This is a genomic window from Nitrobacter sp. 62-23, from assembly GCF_001897285.1.
Lineage (GTDB): Bacteria > Pseudomonadota > Alphaproteobacteria > Rhizobiales > Xanthobacteraceae > Nitrobacter.
In genome coordinates, this window is the sequence record NZ_MKSM01000094.1 from 1 (window position 1) to 16,742 (window position 16,742).

A 16,742-nucleotide genomic window follows, 5' to 3' on the forward strand; every position below is an offset into this window, starting at 1 on the left:
TGGATGTTCGGCGCGATGTCGATCCTCGCCGTGCTGATGGCCATGCAGATTTCGTTGACCGTTCAGTTGTTTGTCATATTCAGCCTTGCCCTGGTATCGGGCGCGGCCGCGGCAGCGGTCATCAAGCTGATCCCGATCTACTTCGTCCACGTGGGCGCGGTCAGCGGGTTGGCCAAGGCCGCCGGCGCGGCCTGCGGCTTCACGATGACTTCCATCCTGGCCGCCAGCAAGTTCCTGATGGGCGGCTATACGATGGGCTTCGTCATCTGGGCGCTGATGAATATCGCCGCGTTCTACGTCTCGTTCTCGCGAGTCGGTTTCCGGAATGTCAAACCGGTTTCTGCCGCGATCGCGGAGACCGTGCCGGCGCACTGAGCCGTCGTTCACGAAGGTTCGACAGAACCCAAGGCGACGGAAGCGATTTGCGTCTGATAGAAACATCGTCGTGGCCGGGCTTGTCCCGGCCACGATTTTTTTCGCCGAAATTCCAGAGACGTTGATGCCGATATGACGCAGGGGTTGCCGATCTCGTCCGACCAGCTTGAGCGGCGGACAGCCGAGCCGAGCCCGCTACGGCGCGAGCACGCCCTCGCACCGACGAACTCTCCTCGTCTGCGCCGGTGATCGTAGCAAGGGCAGTTTCTCAGTGCGGCCGTGACGGCCGGTTGTCCTGCTTGCGCTGCCGGATCGGAAGGTTTGGCGGCTTCGCTTCGGCGGGTGGCACAACCGGCGACGCAGTGTCGGAGGCCGACGGCGCATCAGGAAAGGTCTCCTGCACGGCCGCCTTGACCTCCTGGTCGCGGTAGGACTTCCAGCCGACCGGAAGGCTCATCAGGAAAATGATCGAACCGAACGAGAGGACAACCCAGGGATAACTGATCAGGAGCGCGATGACGAACACCACGGTGACGAAGACCGGCAGCACCAGTTCCGGCGGCACGCGCATGCCGATCATCTTGCCGGAGAAGACCGGCAGCCGCGAAACCATGAGAATCGCGATCAGCAACGTATAAAACGCCGTCAGCACCGCGGGCGGCTGCGGCACGCCCAGGAACGCCAGATAGATCGGCAGCAGCACCGCGATCGCCCCCGCCGGCGCGGGCACGCCGGTAAAGAAATTCGCGGCAAAGGCCGGCTTGTTCGGGTCGTTCATCGTTGCATTGAAGCGCGCGAGCCGCAGACCGCCGCTGATCGCGAATATCATCGATGCGATCCAGCCCACATTGTGGAGGTCGTGCAACTGCCAGAAGTAGAGGATCAGGCCGGGCGCGACACCGAAATTGACGAAGTCGGCGAGGCTGTCGAGTTCGGCGCCGAACTTCGACTGGCCCTTGATCATGCGGGCCACCCGGCCGTCGAGCCCGTCGAGCACGGCCGCGAACACGATCGCGGCCACCGCAAGCTCCATCCGCCCCTCGGTCGAAAGCCGGATCGCCGTCAGTCCTGCGCAAATCGCAAGCAGCGTAATGAAATTCGGCACAAGCATCCGCACCGGGATCGGACGAAACCGGCGGCGACGCATCTCGGATGATTTCTGATCGTATGGCGTTTTCACGCCTCCTATATAGCAAGGCCCGGCGGGGGCCGCACCCCCGGCAAGTGCGGTGGGTCAGACGTTCGCGTCATTGTCCGGGCGAGACCGCCAAGCGTACTTCTGAACCCAAACTACACGAGAATCATAAGGTTGCTAGTGTCCCAGCGATGCCGAAGTTCGCATCAAAGGTTGCCGCGAGGCCTGCGAACTTCGGAAACCAGGACACCATAGCGTTTTCGAGCGGAGCGGATACCGGTTCGCGTGAAGAAAACGCGCCAAATCAAAATCATGGAGCCCGCTTCTGATTTTATCAGAAGCGGAATGGCTCCAGCCGTCCGAACGGTCAGTTGCTGCGGAAAGTCCGGGCGCCCTCCCCGAGCTGGAAGTCGGCCAGCACCGTCTCGCCGGCGATCGCGGTCTGTCCTTCGGACACCAGCAGCGGCGTTCCCTCCGGCAGGTAAACATCACACCGCGAGCCGAAACGGATCAGCCCGAAGCGCTCGCCGGTTTCGATCGTCTGTCCGTCATGCACGAACGTGACGATACGGCGCGCGACCAGCCCGGCGATCTGAACAACTCCGATCAGGCCGTTGTTCGGCGTCGATATGACCAGCGCGTTGCGCTCGTTGTCCTCGCTCGCCTTGTCGAGATCGGCGTTGATGAATTTGCCGGGACGATAGACGATCCGTTCGATCTTTCCCGCGACCGGGCTGCGATTGACGTGGCAATTGAACACGCTCATGAAGATCGAAATACGCACCATCGGCAGCTCGCCGAGTTCGAGTTCGGCAGGCGGCACCACCGGCGCAATCATCGAGACGCGGCCGTCCGCCGGCGACACGACGAGACCCTCGCGAACCGGCGTCACACGGGCCGGATTGCGGAAAAACAGTGCGCACCAAATCGTCAACAGCGTTCCGATCCAGCCCAGCGGGGTCCAGATCCAAAAGAAGATAAGGCTGGCGAGCGCGAAGCCGCCGACGAAGGGATAACCCTTCGGATGAATAGGTGAAATCTGGGCGCGAATGGATTTCGCGCTGGCGCGAATGGATTTCGCTATGGCGCGAATGGATTTCGCTATGGATAAGAGAGTCTGTCGATCCATGGATTTGAAAACCTGATGATCTACGATGAACCTGAAGGCGGGCTTTACGGAAACGCGCGTCTTGCACAGAAAACCCCAATCCGCAAGCCAGCGCCGCGGCGAAAACCCGAAGCCTGATTCGGGAAATCGATCTTGGAGGTATTCTACTCTGCCGCGGCGGCCGGCGCTACCAGCGGATCGTCCACGGGCGGAGGAGCCCGATTCGGCGCATCGTCGTCATCGCCGATCAGGGCCAGTTTCTCCCGCGCCGCCTCGGCTTCCCGCTGTCTATTCCACATACTGGCGTAAAGCCCGTTCGCCGCCAAAAGCTCGCCATGCGTGCCGCGCTCGGCAATTCGGCCTTGATCGAGCACGATAATCTCGTCCGCGGCCACGATCGTCGACAACCGGTGCGCAATCACCAGCGAGGTCCGGTTGCGTGAAACCCGGTCCAGCGCCTCCTGGATTTCATGCTCGGTGTGGCTGTCGAGCGCCGAGGTCGCCTCGTCCAGCACCAGGATCGGGGGCGCCTTCAGGATAGTGCGCGCAATCGCCACACGCTGCTTCTCCCCGCCGGACAATTTCAATCCGCGCTCGCCCACTTCCGTCTCGTAGCCTTTGGACGACATCCGGATGAAGTCGTCGATCTGCGCGGTGCGGGCGGCGGCCTCGACCTCTTCGTCGGTGGCGTTCCAGCGGCCGTAGCGGATGTTGTAGCGGATGGTGTCGTTGAACAGCACGGTGTCCTGCGGCACCATGCCGATCGACGCCCGCAACGACACCTGCGTGACGTCGCGGATGTCCTGGCCATCGATCAGGATACGGCCCTCGGTCACGTCATAGAGGCGAAACAGCAGCCGCGACAATGTCGATTTGCCCGCCCCCGACGGTCCGACGATCGCCACCGTCTTTCCCGCGGGCACCTCGAAGGTCACACCCTTGAGGATCGGACGCTCCGGATCATAGGAAAACCGCACATCCTCGAACCGCACCGCACCATGCCCGACGCGCAGCGGCTGCGCGCCGGCGCGGTCCTTCACTTCCGGATTGCGGGTCAGCACGGCGAACATCTTTTCGATATCGATGATCGCCTGTTTGATCTGGCGATAGACCATGCCCATCAGGTTGAGCGGCTGATAGAGCTGGATCATCATGGCGTTGACCATCACGAAATCGCCGACCGTGTGCGTGCCCTGTCGCACGCCGACCGCGCACATGATCATCACCGTCGTCAGCCCGGCGGTGTAGATGACCGCCTGTCCGCCGTTCAAAACAGCCAGCGACGTATAGGTGGAGACGCTGGCGGCCTCGAAGCGCTCCATCGAGCGGTCGTAGCGTTTCGCTTCCCGCAACTCGGCGCCGAAATATTTCACGGTTTCGTAGTTCAGCAGCGAGTCGATCGCCTTCGCATTGGCGTCGGAATCGGACTCATTCATCCGGCGGCGGATTTCGATGCGCCACTGCGTCGCCCTGTAGGTGAAGGCCATGTAGACCACCACGGTCAAGAGCGTCACCAGCACGTAGCGCCAGTCGAATTGCCAGAGCAGCACGGCAGTGAGCAGCCCGACTTCGACCGCGGTCGGAATGAGCTGAAGAATGACCAGCCGCACCATTTCTTCGATGCCGTTGCGGCCGCGCTCGAGCACGCGGGTCAAGCCGCCGGTCTTGCGCTCGAGGTGAAACCGCAGCGACAGTTCGTGCATGTGAACGAAGGTCTGGTAGGCGAGCCTGCGCACCGCATGCATCGCGACCTTGGCGAAGATGCCGTCGCGCCATTGGGTGAGCAGCGCCATCAGCACGCGGACGAAGCCGTAGGCCAGCGTCATCGCGAGCGGCGACAGGATCAGCCACATCGCCCAGTTGTCGGGCTGCACGGGCGCGCTACCCGCGCCGTTCAGCGCGTCGATCGCCCACTTGAAGGTGAACGGAACGATCAGGGTGGCGACCTTAGCCGCCAGCAACAGCAGCATCGCCCACACGACGCGCATCTTGAGGTCGGCGCGATCGCCGGGCCACATATAGGGCCACAGATGCAGGAGCGCCCTGCCGAGCGTCGCGCTTCGGGTCGGGTCGTCGGAAGGTTTTGCCGGCGGGTCGGCCGGATGCGGAACGGCGCTACGCATCGATGGCGCCCGAACCGGAAAACGGCGTCCGCAGCCGGAAATATCGTCTGATCGAGGTCATATATCGACTGTCATATAGAGCGTTTGGATGCCGCGTACACCCTTGACAGGCAAATCTTTCGTTTCGGAGGGCAGCCGCCAGGCTTGACCCGGCGTCGGCAATAGCCGAGCCTTGACGCCGTAATTGTGCGGGGCCACATCGATTCTCATGAGCATCATTAAAACGGTCTGCGTCTATTGCGGCTCAGGCCCCGGTACAAATCCCAACTTCGTCAAAGCCGCCGTCGCCCTTGGTAAAGCGTTCGCCCGAAACAAGGTCGGGCTGGTCTATGGCGGCGGCTCGGTCGGCCTGATGGGCGCCATCGCGACATCCGTCCTCGACAACGGCGGCACCGTCACCGGCATCATTCCGGACTTCCTGACCTCGCGTGAACATGCGCTGGCGCGCGTGCAAGAGATGATCGTCACGCGCGACATGCATGAGCGCAAGAGACTGATGTTCGAGCGGTCGGATGCGTTCATCGCCCTGCCCGGCGGGGTCGGCACGCTGGAGGAATTGGTCGAGCAACTCACCTGGCAGCAACTCGGACGGCACAGCAAGCCGATCCTGCTGGCCAATGTCGACGGCTTCTGGGAGCCGCTGCTGGCGCTGCTCGCTCACATGCGTTCCACCGCCTTCATCCGGCCGACGCTCGCGGTCAACGTTCTGCAAGCCGAGCGCGTGGAGGATATCCTGCCGAAACTTCGCGCCGCCGCGACCCTCGCGCGCGATGCCTCGAAGGAGATGCCGGCCGACGTCGCCGACCGGCTGTAGCCTCGGTGACCCGTCCGGCGAGACGGTTCGTTCCTGAGGAAACGCACTCCGCGTTGCTCACGCCGGCGCGTCGGCCTTCACCAGTTTGTAGAAAATTGAATCCATCAGCGCCTGGAACGACGCGTCGATGATATTGGGCGACACGCCGATCGTGGTCCAGCGCTCGCCCTCCTCGTCCTCGCTCTCGATCAGCACGCGCGTCACCGCGCCGGTGCCCCCGTTGAGGATCCGCACGCGATAATCGATCAGCTTCAACCCGTCGATATACTTCTGGTATTTGCCGAGGTCCTTGCGCAACGCGACGTCGAGCGCATTGACCGGGCCATTGCCTTCACCGGCGGAGATGAGTGTCCGGCCATCGACCCTCACCTTCACCACCGCCATCGCCACGGTGACGCGCTTGCCGTGGGAATTGTAGCGCTGCTCGACATTGACGTCGAACTGCTCGACATCGAAATACTCCGGCACGCGGCCAAGCGTGCGCCGCGCCAGCAGATCGAACGACGCGTTGGCGGATTCGTAGGCGTAGCCCGCCGCCTCCCGCTCCTTCATCTCGTCGATCAGCCGAGCGAGTTTCGGATCGTTCCTGTCGAACGCAATGTGCGCCCGCTCCAGCTCGGCAAGCACGTTGGAGCGCCCGGCCTGATCCGACACCAGCACTTTGCGGCGATTGCCGACCGATTCCGGCGCGACGTGTTCGTAAGTCGTCGGATCCTTGAGAATCGCTGACGCATGAATGCCGGTCTTGGTGACGAACGCGCTTTCGCCGACGTAAGGCGCGTGGCGGTTCGGCGCGCGGTTCAGCATGATGTCGAGCGTGCGCGACGCCTGCGTCAGCGTCGCGAGCTTGTCGTCCGTCACGCCGATCTCGAAGGCGTCGGAGAATTCCTTCTTCAGCTTCAGCGTCGGGATCAGCGAGCAGAGATTGGCGTTGCCGCAGCGTTCGCCGAGGCCGTTCAGCGTACCCTGGATCTGGCGCGCGCCCGCGCGCACCGCCGCGAGCGAATTGGCGACCGCCTGTTCGGTGTCGTTATGGGCGTGGATGCCGAGATGGTCGCCGGGAATCTGAGTCGCGACCTCGCGCACGATCGTCTCGATCTCGTTCGGCATGGTGCCGCCGTTGGTGTCGCACAACACGACCCAGCGCGCGCCGGAGTCGTAGGCCGCGTGTGCGCAGGCGAGCGCGAAGGCCGGATCCTGCTTGTAGCCGTCGAAGAAATGCTCGCAGTCCACCAGGACCTCGCGGCCGGCTGCCGCCGCGGCCTTCACGCTGTCGCGGATCGACGCCAGGTTCTCGTCGTTCGTGGTTTCGAGCGCGACGCGCACCTGATAGGCGGACGATTTGGCGACGAAACAGATCGCATCCGCCTTGGCCTCGATCAGCGCGGCCAGCCCCGGATCGTTGGACGCCGAGCGGCCCGGTCGTCGCGTCATGCCGAACGCGGTGAATTTGGCGTGGGCGAGCGCGGGCTTTTGCGAGAACAGTTCGGTATCGGTCGGATTTGCGCCGGGATAGCCGCCCTCGACATAGTCGATGCCGAGGTCGTCGAGCATCTTCGCGACGATCTGCTTGTCCTGCAACGTGAAGTCGACGCCGTTGGTCTGGGCGCCGTCGCGCAGCGTAGTGTCGAACAGATAAAGGCGCTCGCGGCTCATGACGAGCCTCCAGCGGCCAGCGTCTTCTTCATCGTGGTGTTGGCCAGCCACTCGTCGCCGAGCGTCACCGAATTGCGCTGCATGGCGACGTAACCGCGGCTTGCGAAAAACCGTTCCGCGGTATCGCTGGCCTCCACGGTCAGCGCCGTAGCGCCGCGCGCGCCGGCAAGTTTCTCCAGCGCATCGCACAACGCGGTCGCGACGCCCTGCCTCGCCGCAGCCGGATGCACATAGAGCATGTCGATGCAATCCGTGCCCTTCAGCGACGCGAAGCCGACCGGCGAGCCCTGCAGCGTCGCCACCAGCGTCAGTTGCTTCGCAAGCCGCGCGCCGAACTCGCCCTCATCGTCCGCTGCGCTCGCCCAGGCGACCTGCTGCGCCTCGCTGTAGTCGTCGCCGGTGAGTTCCTCGATGCTGGCGACGAAGATCGCCGCCAGCACGGCAACGTCGGCTGGCAACATCGGCCGCAGCGCGGGTTTTGGAAGCGCCTGCCCCATCGCGTCAAAACACCTCCTTACTTTCCTCTCCCCTTGCGGGAGAGGGAAGGCTCGGCCGCACCCTCATCGCGCGATCTCCCATGTCGTCACCGGCTTGCCGTCGGCGTCCTTGCCGTCCTTCAGCACCACGCCCATGGCGGCGAGTTCGTCGCGGATGCGATCGGATTCCTTGAAGTCTTTTCGCGCGCGAGCTTCGGTGCGAGCGGCAAGCAATAGCTCGACCTCAGTTTTTACCTCGTACCCAAAACTATAGATTTCACTGGTCTTCTCTCCGTTCCAAATTCCAAGAAATCTGAGTGCTGAATTCAGTTTTCGAGCAGCTTCGACGTTCAGCCGGACGGCCTCTCGATGCAGCGCGTGCAGAACTGTAATCATCCCCGGAGTGTTCAGGTCATCGAGGAGCGGATCGATAATCTCCTTTGGCGGATCGTCGCTTTCCGGCTCCGCTCCGTATGCGATATCGATCCATTCTTTGAGGAGTTTCCGAGCTTCCACTAATCGATCAACTGTCCAATCGATCGGCTGACGATAGTGCGTCATCAGCATGGCCAAGCGAAGCACATACCCGTGCCATTGGTTTGATCCAAATTTCTTGGTTTGAAGCAATTCGTTGATGGTGAAGAAGTTGCCCAAACTCTTCGACATCTTCTCGCCTTCGACCTGCAGGAAGCCGTTGTGCATCCAGGTGTTCGCCATCGCAGGCGTGCCGTGGGCGCAGCGCGACTGCGCGATCTCGTTTTCATGATGCGGGAAGATCAGGTCGAGGCCGCCGCCATGGATGTCGAAGACGTCTTTGCCATCAGGTCCGCCGAGATAAGCCGCGCTCATCGCCGAGCACTCGATATGCCAGCCGGGCCGCCCCCTGCCCCATGGACTGTCCCAGCCGGGCTCGTGCTCCGATGACAACTTCCACAACACGAAATCGGCCGGGTTTCTCTTGTGCGCGTCCACCGCGACCCGCGCTCCGGCCTTCTGCTCCTCCAGCCTGCGGCCCGACAGCGCGCCGTAGTCCGGCATCGACTGCACGTCGAACAGCACCTCGCCGCCGGCCTCGTAGGCGTGGCCGCGCGCGATCAGCTGCTTGATCAGCGTCACCATGTCGGTCCGGCCGTCGGCGCGCGGCAACACGAATTCGGTGGCGCGCGGCTGATGCGTCGGCGGCAGGCAGCCGAGCGCGGCGACGTCGGCCTGGAACTGCGCGGCGGTTTTTTCCGTGACCTTGCGGATCGCCTCGTTCAGCGGCAGGCCGGGGAAATCCCGCGCCGCGCGGTCATTGATCTTATCGTCGACGTCGGTGATGTTGCGGACGTAGGTGACGTGGTCGGCGCCGTAGAGATGCCGCAGCAGGCGGAACAGGACGTCGAAGACGATGACCGGCCGCGCATTGCCGATGTGGGCGAAGTCGTAGACCGTCGGCCCGCAGACATACATCCGCACGTTCGACGGATCGATCGGCGTGAAAACACGCTTCTCCTTGGTCAGGGTATCGTAAAGGCGCAGTTCCATGGAATTCCGTTCCGAAATCGCCATCGGCTGGATAGCGAAGGTCAAATCCGCTCCGCTCGCTGGCCGGGCGTCTGGATCACTTGTGAGATAAAGACGGCGGCGGCCAGCGAATCGCTAGCGCATAATCTCGCGGCAAAAGGCACAAATGGCGAGGACACCGTTCATTCCGGCACCATGGAACAGCCGGGGTGCAGCGTCAAGGCCACGCCCCACAAACGCCTCATTTCGCCGCGACATCGCGGCGGCTCGTCGTGGCCCGCAAGGTCGACGGCTTCCCATTTTTCCGGCACAGCATGCGCATTATCCCCATTTTTCTGGCCGCCATGTTTCTGGCAGGTTTGGCTCTCGGCGCGGGAGCCACCGCACGGGCGGACAGCCGCGTTTTCATCGTCGCCAACCAGGCCGACGGCTATGGCATCGACCAGTGCCTCGCCTCGGGCGAGAGATGCGGCGCCCACGCGGCGCACTCCTACTGCCGGTCACGCGATTTTGTGCAGGCCACCGCTTACAGGCGCATCAAGCCCGACGAGATGACGGATTCGATTCCAGGATCCACAGGCTCGTGCCGGCATAGCGGCTGCAACGAATACGTCGCGATCACCTGTCAACGCTGACTCGTTGGCCCAAATGAAGGAGTGTTGTGTTGAGCCCGCCACACTCGCGCCCCGGAAACGACGTGACGCCGCCGCGAGAGGCGGATAAGAGGTGACCACGCTGGCGAACGGCTATCGCGGTATCGCGTCCGACCTTGCATCAGCGTCTCGCAACGCAATCAGGCTCCGCCCGGATTGTGAAAATCAACGCGATGGGCGCGTCGGCGTTCGAAAGACACCTCCCCATCGTAGCATTTGCAGAATCGCCCCGGGATCGCTCTGATGGCGGATCATGCCTGATCTTTTGTTTGCCCGCCGCACAATGCGAATTCTGGCTTACGCTGCCGCCCTCGGTCTCAGCGTCGCGACCCCCATGGGAAGCGCGATGGCGCAGGGCGCGCCAGGCGCCAATCCGATTTGCCCGCGGCTCGAGGCGCAACTCGCAAGCATCGAGCGCGGCGGCGGCGATCCGGCGCGAGCCGCCCAGATCCGGCGTTATGAGGATGCCGCCGGCCGGCAGCAGGCCGAACTCGAACGCGTCACCGCGCAGGCAAGGCGCACGGGCTGCGACAGTTCGGGATTCTTCTCCCTGTTCAACGGTCAGTCGCCGCAGTGCGGGCCGGTCACTCAGCAGATCCAGCGGATGCGGACCAATCTCGAGCAGATCACCACCAGCCTGGAGCGGCTGCGAGCCAGCAGCGGCATCGGCAGTCCGGACCACGACAACCAGCGCCGCTCGGTGCTGATAGCGCTGGCGCAGAACAATTGCGGTCCGCAATACGCCGCGGCGGTGCGCAACCAGGGCAATTTCTTCGATAACCTGTTCGGCAATTCTCCCGAGCATATCGATAATTCGGAGCTTCCGCCGGCCGATACCGGCGTGCAGTCCGGAACCTATCGAACCGTCTGCGCGCGCTCATGCGACGGCTTTTATTTCCCGATCTCGTTCGCCACCGTGCCGAGCCGTTTTGCCGACGACGAACGCACCTGCAAGAACCTGTGTCCGGCGGCGGACGCCACCCTCTATGCCTATCGCAATCCCGGCGAGGACATCAATCAGGCCGTCTCGATCAACGGACAACCCTATTCGTCGTCGCCGAACGCGTTCCGGTACCGTCAGGAGTTCAATCCATCGTGCTCGTGCAAGGCCGCGGGCCAGACCTGGTCGGAGGCGCTGAAAGGCCTCGACGATAAGGCCGCGGCAGCGCAGCAGGGCGACATCATCGTCACCGAAGACGGCGCGAAAAAGATGTCACAGCCCGGCGGAAGCAGGGGTTCGCAAAAGAAGGACCCGGCCGCAGCAACAGCAAGCGTGCCTGCGACGACGAGCGCGGTACCCACCGGCCCTGGGCCCTCGAACAAGCCGATCCGCTCGGTCGGACCGACCTTCATACCCGCACAATAGAGCATTTTCCCGTGGAGTGGATTTGCTGTAATGGGATGTTGGAGTCTTGACGGATGTCATTCCGGGGCGCCGACGGCGCGAACCCGGAATCCAGCATTCTTGGGCTATCGTCGAATATCCGGATTCCGGATCGCCGCTGACGCGGCGTCCGGAATGACTGGAAGAGTTTTTTGAACAGCCCGTTATAGCGTTTTCGAGCGACACCGATTCGCGTGACGAGAACGCGAATTCATCCTGATTTATTTTCCGCCGTCAGCCCTCGTAAGCTTCCGCTGAAGCCCGACCGGCGCGTGAGACGAGGTCTTCATCCGGCTTCGGCAACGGTTTGCCTGAATCGCGAAACCGGTTGGTGATGGGATAACGGCGGTCACGGCCGAAATTCCTGCGCGTGACCTTGACGCCCGGCGCCGCCTGCCGGCGCTTGTATTCGGCGATGTTCAGCAGGCGATCGATCCGTGCGACCGTTTCTCGGTCGAACCCTTCCGCGACGATCGATGCCAATGGCTCCTCGCGCTCGACCAGCCGTTCGAGGATCGCGTCGAGTTGATCGTAGGGCGGCAGCGAATCCTGATCGAGCTGGTTTTCGCGCAGTTCCGCCGTTGGCGGCCGGGCGATCGTGCTGGGCGGGATCACCTCGCCCGAAGGCCCGAGCGCGCCGTCCGGCTTCCATGCGTTGCGCAGGCTGGCCAGCCGGAACACCTCGGTCTTGTAGATATCCTTGATCGGATTGAAGCCGCCGTTCATGTCGCCATACAGCGTGGCGTAGCCCACCGACATTTCCGACTTGTTGCCGGTGGTCACCACCATCGCGCCGGTTTTGTTTGAGATCGCCATCAACAGCGTGCCGCGAGCGCGCGACTGTAGATTTTCCTCGGTGATATCGCGCGGAAGCCCTGCGAACGTGGCGGAGAGAATTTCTTCAAAACCGTTCACCGCCGGCGCGATCGGCAGCACATCGTAGCGCATGCCGAGCGCCTTTGCGAGCATCGCGGCATCGTCGAGCGAGACCTGCTCGGTGAAGCGGAACGGCAGCATGACGCCGCGAACGCTTTCCGCTCCGAGAGCATCGACGGCGATGGCTGCGCATAGAGCGGAGTCGATGCCGCCGGACACGCCGAGCAGCACGCCGGGAAAGCCGTTCTTCCGGACGTAGTCCCGCAAGCCCAGCACGCATGCGGCATAGTCGGCCTTGTCGCCTTCGAGTTGAGACGCCACCGGTCCGGTGCAATGCCAACCGGCCGCGGATCTGGTCCATTGCAGCGTGACGACGCTTTCCTCGAAAGAAGGAAGCTGCGCGGCCAGCGTGCGGTCGGCGTTCAGCACGAAAGAGGCGCCGTCGAACACCAGTTCGTCCTGGCCGCCGACCTGATTGAGATAGACCAGCGGCAAATCGCTTTCGGTCACGCGCGCGACCGAGATCGACAGCCTGATGTCGCTTTTGCCCTTCGCATAGGGCGAGCCGTTGGGGACGAGGAGAAGTTCCGCGCCGGTTTCCGCCAGGCACTCGACCACATTTTCGTACTCGGCGGATTCCTCGACCCAGGTGTCCTCGCAGATCGGCACGCCGATCCGCACGCCCCGAATTTTCAAGGGTCCACCGACCGGTCCCCTCGCGAACACGCGTTTCTCGTCGAACACGCCGTAATTCGGAAGATTGACCTTGAAGCGGATCGCCGCGACCCGTCCCTCATCGAGCAGCGCATAAGCATTATAAAGCTTGCCGTCGTCCACCCATGGGGTGCCGATCAGCATGGCCGGCCCGCCGTCGGCGGTCTCGCGCGCGAGATCCTCGACAGCTTCGCGGCACGCCGCCTGGAACGCGGGCTTCAGCACCAGATCCTCGGGCGGATAGCCAGCGATAAACAATTCCGGAAGCGCAACCAGTGCGGCGCCGTCCGCCCCGGCCTGCGCGCGCGCGGCGCGAGCCTTGGCGGCGTTGCCGGCGATGTCTCCAACGATCGGATTCAACTGGCCGAGCGTGATCTTGAAGCTGGTTACGGTCATGGATGCACGTTGCCCGCCGGCCTCGCCTTGCTGCAATGGTCACGCTTATAGCGGTTTCGAGGGACGTGGACAGCGGTTCGGGTCAAGAAAACACGTCCGATCAAACTAAAGGAGGCCCATGCGTTCAACGATGGCGCTTCCCCAGGTCAGCCCGAGGATGAGCAGCGCCACGCCGACCGCGGCCGAGCCGATGTCCTTGACGTGCCCGATTTGCGGATCGTGATCGGTCGTCAATCGATCCGCCAGTTTTTCGATTGCGGTATTCAGAAGTTCAATCGCCAGAAGCAGCAGAACCACCGCCACGAGTTCGACACGCCGGGCCGCCGTCGCTCCGACAAGCCACGCCAGCGGCAACGCCAGCAGGAGCGCGAACAATTCCTGCCGGATGGCCTGCTCGGAGCGGATGGCAAAATTCAATCCGTTCCAGCTATTGATGGTGGCGCGCCATAAGCGCAACACCTCAGAAACCCGCGACTGCGGGGATCGGCTTGACCTTGCCCGCCCGATCCTGCCTGAGCAATTCGGCAATCAGGAACGCCATGTCGATCGACTGCTCGGCGTTCAGGCGCGGATCGCAGACGGTGTGATAGCGGTCGTTGAGGTCCTCGTCCGTGATGGCGCGCGCGCCGCCGATACATTCGGTGACGTTCTGTCCGGTCATTTCCAGATGAACGCCGCCGGCATGCGTGCCCTCCGCGGCATGAATGCTGAAGAACGACTTGACCTCCGACAGGATGCGGTCGAACGGCCGGGTCTTGTAGCCGCTGGTCGAGGTGACGGTGTTGCCGTGCATCGGATCGCAGGACCACACGACAACGCGGCCCTCGCGCTGCACCGCGCGGATCAGTTGCGGCAGGTAATCGCCGACCTTGTCCGAGCCGAAGCGGCCGATCAGCGTCAGCCGCCCCGGCTCGTTGTCCGGATTGAGCACGTCGATCAGCTTCAAGAGTTCATCCGGCTTGAGCGAGGGGCCGCACTTCAGCCCGATCGGATTTCTGATGCCGCGGAAATATTCGACGTGGCCATGATCGAGCTGACGGGTGCGGTCGCCGACCCAGATGAAATGGCCTGAGGTCGCGTACCAGTCGCCGGTCGTGGAATCGATCCGCGTCAGGGCCTGCTCGTAGCCGAGCAGCAACGCCTCGTGGCTGGTGTAGATATCGGTCGCCCGCAGTTCGGGGTGACTCTCCAGGTTGAGTCCGCAGGCGCGCATGAAGTTGAGTGCGTCGGAAATACGGTCGGCCAGTTCCTTGTAGCGCCGCGACTGCTGGGAATCCTTGATGAAACCCAGCATCCACTGATGCACGCTGCCGAGATTGGCGAAACCTCCGGTCGCGAAGGCTCGCAACAGGTTCAGCGTCGCGGCCGATTGCCGATAGGCCATGATCTGACGATGCGGATCGGGCACGCGCGACTGCGCGGTGAAGGCGATGTCGTTGACGATGTCGCCGCGATAGCTCGGCAGTTCGACGCCGTCGATTTTCTCCATCGGCGACGAGCGCGGCTTGGCAAACTGGCCGGCAATGCGGCCGACCTTCACGACCGGCAGCGCGCCGGCATAGGTCAGGACCACCGCCATCTGCAGCAGCACGCGGAAGAAGTCGCGGATGTTGTTGGCGCCGTGCTCGGCGAAGCTCTCGGCGCAGTCGCCGCCCTGCAGCAAAAACGCCTCGCCGTTTGCGACTCGGGCCAGGGCCTTCTTCAGATTGCGCGCCTCACCCGCAAAAACCAGCGGCGGAAACGTGGCGAGCTGTGCCTCGACTTCGCCCAATGATTTCGCATCCGGATAATCCGGCATTTGCTGCACGGGCCTGGCCCGCCAGCTATCGGGTGTCCACCGTTCGGACATGAGGTCAAACTCCTGAGGAAAAACCGCCACTTATCGGGGAAGCGGCGACGAGCCCGTATATACACAGGCTGGCCGCGTCGCGCCAGTTGGCATTAAGTTTCGCCACGCAAGGCATTGAAATAAAAAAGTAATTCCATAAACCGGACTTGTCCGGCTCGCCTGTGCGTCAGCCTCGGCCGAATCCGGGTTGGTTCCGCTGCGGATGCTCGATCACCGGCATGGCATTGGCATGACCGCAACGACTTGAACCGCCGCTGAAAGTCCTCACTCCGCCGCTTCACGCACGTGACGGGCTGTCGGCGTCCGCATGGTCACGAGTTCTTCCGCCGCCGTGGGATGCAACGCCATCGTCGCATCGAAATCTGCCTTCTTCGCCTTCATCCTGATCGCGATGCCGAGAACCTGCACCATCTCGGCAGCGCCGTCGCCGACGATGTGACAGCCCAGCACGCGATCCGTCGTCGCGTCCACCACGAGCTTCATCAGAATGCGGGTGTCGCGGCCGGATAGCGTCGCCTTCATCGGTCGGAACGTCGTCTTGTAGATATCGACGCTGTTGAACTGCTCGCGCGCCTGCGCCTCCGTCAGCCCCACCGTGCCGACCTCCGGTTGCGAGAAGACCGCGGTCGGAATGTCGGCATGATCCACGCGCGTGGGTTTGTCGCCAAACACCGTATCCGCAAACGCATGGCCCTCGCGGATGGCGACCGGCGTCAGGTTGAAGCGATGCGTAACGTCGCCGACCGCGTAGATGTGCGGCACGCTGGTTCGCGAAAAGCCATCGACGGCGACGCCGCCGTTCTTCGGATTGATGGCAACGCCGGCCTTTTCAAGCCCGAGGTTTGCGACATTGGGATGCCGGCCGATCGCAAACAGCACCTGATCGGAGGCAACGCTCGACCCGTTCGACAGATGAGACGTGAACTCGTCGCCGTGCCAATCGACCCTGTCGACAGTGCATCCCGTCAGGACGGTGATGCCGTCCTTTTCCATCTCGGCGCGGACATGCGCGCGGACATCGTCGTCGAAACCGCGCAGGATATTGTCGCCGCGATAGATCAGCGTCACATCGCTGCCGAATCCGGCGAAGATGCAGGCGAATTCAAGCGCGATATATCCGCCGCCCTGGATCGCAATCCGCTTCGGCAACTTCGCAAGATGAAACACCTCGTTGGACGAGATCACATGCTCGATGCCGGGAATGGACCGCCCGTGGTTGGGCGCGCCGCCCGTTGCGATCAGCACATGCTTGGAGCGGATTGTCTCGCCCGTCGCAAGCCGCAGCGTGTGCGGGTCGTCGAACACCGCCCTCGCCTTGACGACGCGCACGCCCGCCTTCTCGACGGTGGACGTATAGGCTGCCTCCAGCCGGGCAATCTCCCTGTCCTTGTTGGCGATCAGCGTCGGCCAGTCGAAGGTGGCGGAGGGGATCGACCAGCCAAAGCCGGCGGCATCCTCGATGTCGTGGCGGATGTGAGATCCGTAGACCAGGAGCTTCTTCGGCACACAGCCCCGGATGACACAGGTGCCGCCCATCCGGTATTCCTCGGCGACCATGACGCGCGCGCCATAGCCGGCGGCGATGCGAGCGGCGCGGACGCCGCCCGATCCACCGCCTATGACGAACAGATCGACGTCGAAATCAGCCATGCCGAAGCCCGACCGGAGTCAGATTTC

General features: G+C 63.0%; 14 protein-coding genes. 4 read left to right on the forward strand and 10 right to left on the reverse strand.

Annotated features, from left to right (window positions below; all coding sequences use genetic code 11):
• Window positions 1-15: 15 nt before the first annotated feature.
• A complete protein-coding gene (locus BGO16_RS08065) occupies window positions 16-375 on the forward strand; it encodes a hypothetical protein (protein WP_292618102.1) in 360 nt (119 codons plus the stop codon).
• 268 nt (window positions 376-643) lie between these two features.
• On the opposite strand, the gene pssA is transcribed toward BGO16_RS08065, so the two are convergent.
• The 3 genes from pssA to BGO16_RS08080 all read right to left on the reverse strand — a co-directional run bounded on the left by pssA (window position 644) and on the right by BGO16_RS08080 (window position 4,741).
• Entirely contained in the window at window positions 644-1,522 is an 879-nt protein-coding gene (gene pssA, locus BGO16_RS08070; RefSeq protein WP_292618163.1) for a CDP-diacylglycerol--serine O-phosphatidyltransferase, read from the reverse strand.
• 355 nt (window positions 1,523-1,877) lie between these two features.
• Window positions 1,878-2,639 (reverse strand): phosphatidylserine decarboxylase, encoded by a 762-nt coding sequence (locus BGO16_RS08075; RefSeq protein WP_292618103.1) that lies wholly within the window; start codon window positions 2,637-2,639, stop codon window positions 1,878-1,880.
• A 143-nt stretch (window positions 2,640-2,782) separates the two neighbouring features.
• Window positions 2,783-4,741 carry an ABC transporter ATP-binding protein/permease gene (locus tag BGO16_RS08080; RefSeq protein WP_292618104.1) on the reverse strand — a complete coding sequence of 653 codons (1,959 nt, stop codon included), beginning with the start codon at window positions 4,739-4,741 and terminating at the stop codon, window positions 2,783-2,785.
• Between the two features lie 208 nt (window positions 4,742-4,949).
• On the opposite strand from BGO16_RS08080, the gene BGO16_RS08085 reads away from it, so the two are divergent.
• A complete protein-coding gene (locus BGO16_RS08085) occupies window positions 4,950-5,555 on the forward strand; it encodes a TIGR00730 family Rossman fold protein (protein WP_292618105.1) in 606 nt (201 codons plus the stop codon).
• A gap of 57 nt (window positions 5,556-5,612) precedes the next feature.
• On the opposite strand, the gene cimA is transcribed toward BGO16_RS08085, so the two are convergent.
• From cimA to cysS, 3 genes are all read right to left on the reverse strand, one after another.
• The gene (cimA, locus tag BGO16_RS08090) at window positions 5,613-7,211 is read right to left on the reverse strand and encodes a citramalate synthase (protein WP_292618106.1); all 1,599 of its coding nucleotides are present in this window, start codon (window positions 7,209-7,211) and stop codon (window positions 5,613-5,615) included.
• The gene (locus BGO16_RS08095; protein WP_292618107.1) at window positions 7,208-7,708 is read right to left on the reverse strand and encodes a GNAT family N-acetyltransferase; all 501 of its coding nucleotides are present in this window, start codon (window positions 7,706-7,708) and stop codon (window positions 7,208-7,210) included. Before BGO16_RS08095 ends, cimA begins: the two co-directional genes overlap by 4 nt.
• A gap of 63 nt (window positions 7,709-7,771) precedes the next feature.
• Window positions 7,772-9,214: a cysteine--tRNA ligase gene (cysS, locus tag BGO16_RS08100; RefSeq protein ID WP_292618108.1), complete on the reverse strand. Its 1,443-nt coding sequence runs from the start codon at window positions 9,212-9,214 to the stop codon at window positions 7,772-7,774.
• Between the two features lie 323 nt (window positions 9,215-9,537).
• On the opposite strand from cysS, the gene BGO16_RS08105 reads away from it, so the two are divergent.
• Both BGO16_RS08105 and BGO16_RS08110 read left to right on the forward strand, forming a co-directional pair.
• Window positions 9,538-9,828 (forward strand): hypothetical protein, encoded by a 291-nt coding sequence (locus BGO16_RS08105; protein WP_292618164.1) that lies wholly within the window; start codon window positions 9,538-9,540, stop codon window positions 9,826-9,828.
• 271 nt (window positions 9,829-10,099) lie between these two features.
• On the forward strand, window positions 10,100-11,212 hold the full coding sequence (locus tag BGO16_RS08110; protein WP_292618109.1) for a DUF2865 domain-containing protein: 1,113 nt from the start codon (window positions 10,100-10,102) through the stop codon (window positions 11,210-11,212).
• 252 nt (window positions 11,213-11,464) lie between these two features.
• Here the strand turns inward: BGO16_RS08110 and BGO16_RS08115 are convergent, their stop codons facing one another.
• From BGO16_RS08115 to gor, 4 genes are all read right to left on the reverse strand, one after another.
• The gene (locus BGO16_RS08115; protein WP_292618110.1) at window positions 11,465-13,216 is read right to left on the reverse strand and encodes an NAD+ synthase; all 1,752 of its coding nucleotides are present in this window, start codon (window positions 13,214-13,216) and stop codon (window positions 11,465-11,467) included.
• 105 nt (window positions 13,217-13,321) lie between these two features.
• Complete coding sequence (locus BGO16_RS08120) at window positions 13,322-13,675, reverse strand: diacylglycerol kinase (RefSeq protein ID WP_292618112.1); 354 nt, start codon at window positions 13,673-13,675, stop codon at window positions 13,322-13,324.
• Window position 13,676: 1 nt separating this feature from the next.
• Window positions 13,677-15,065: a class II 3-deoxy-7-phosphoheptulonate synthase gene (locus BGO16_RS08125; protein ID WP_292618113.1), complete on the reverse strand. Its 1,389-nt coding sequence runs from the start codon at window positions 15,063-15,065 to the stop codon at window positions 13,677-13,679.
• Between the two features lie 264 nt (window positions 15,066-15,329).
• On the reverse strand, window positions 15,330-16,715 hold the full coding sequence (gene gor, locus BGO16_RS08130) for a glutathione-disulfide reductase (RefSeq protein ID WP_292618114.1): 1,386 nt from the start codon (window positions 16,713-16,715) through the stop codon (window positions 15,330-15,332).
• Between the last annotated feature and the right edge of the window lie 27 nt (window positions 16,716-16,742).

What these genes read in the sequence shown, in the direction of transcription:
- BGO16_RS08095 (WP_292618107.1), bottom strand. Translation starts at nt 7,708, where the DNA reads ATGGGGCAGGCGCTTCCAAAACCCGCGCTGCGGCCGATGTTGCCAGCC.
- BGO16_RS08065 (WP_292618102.1), top strand. Translation starts at nt 16, where the DNA reads ATGTCGATCCTCGCCGTGCTGATGGCCATGCAGATTTCGTTGACCGTT.
- gor (WP_292618114.1), bottom strand. Translation starts at nt 16,715, where the DNA reads ATGGCTGATTTCGACGTCGATCTGTTCGTCATAGGCGGTGGATCGGGC.
- BGO16_RS08105 (WP_292618164.1), top strand. Translation starts at nt 9,538, where the DNA reads ATGTTTCTGGCAGGTTTGGCTCTCGGCGCGGGAGCCACCGCACGGGCG.
- pssA (WP_292618163.1), bottom strand. Translation starts at nt 1,522, where the DNA reads ATGCGTCGCCGCCGGTTTCGTCCGATCCCGGTGCGGATGCTTGTGCCG.
- BGO16_RS08080 (WP_292618104.1), bottom strand. Translation starts at nt 4,741, where the DNA reads ATGCGTAGCGCCGTTCCGCATCCGGCCGACCCGCCGGCAAAACCTTCC.
- cysS (WP_292618108.1), bottom strand. Translation starts at nt 9,214, where the DNA reads ATGGAACTGCGCCTTTACGATACCCTGACCAAGGAGAAGCGTGTTTTC.
- BGO16_RS08110 (WP_292618109.1), top strand. Translation starts at nt 10,100, where the DNA reads ATGCCTGATCTTTTGTTTGCCCGCCGCACAATGCGAATTCTGGCTTAC.
- BGO16_RS08115 (WP_292618110.1), bottom strand. Translation starts at nt 13,216, where the DNA reads ATGACCGTAACCAGCTTCAAGATCACGCTCGGCCAGTTGAATCCGATC.
- cimA (WP_292618106.1), bottom strand. Translation starts at nt 7,211, where the DNA reads ATGAGCCGCGAGCGCCTTTATCTGTTCGACACTACGCTGCGCGACGGC.
- BGO16_RS08085 (WP_292618105.1), top strand. Translation starts at nt 4,950, where the DNA reads ATGAGCATCATTAAAACGGTCTGCGTCTATTGCGGCTCAGGCCCCGGT.
- BGO16_RS08125 (WP_292618113.1), bottom strand. Translation starts at nt 15,065, where the DNA reads ATGTCCGAACGGTGGACACCCGATAGCTGGCGGGCCAGGCCCGTGCAG.
- BGO16_RS08075 (WP_292618103.1), bottom strand. Translation starts at nt 2,639, where the DNA reads ATGGATCGACAGACTCTCTTATCCATAGCGAAATCCATTCGCGCCATA.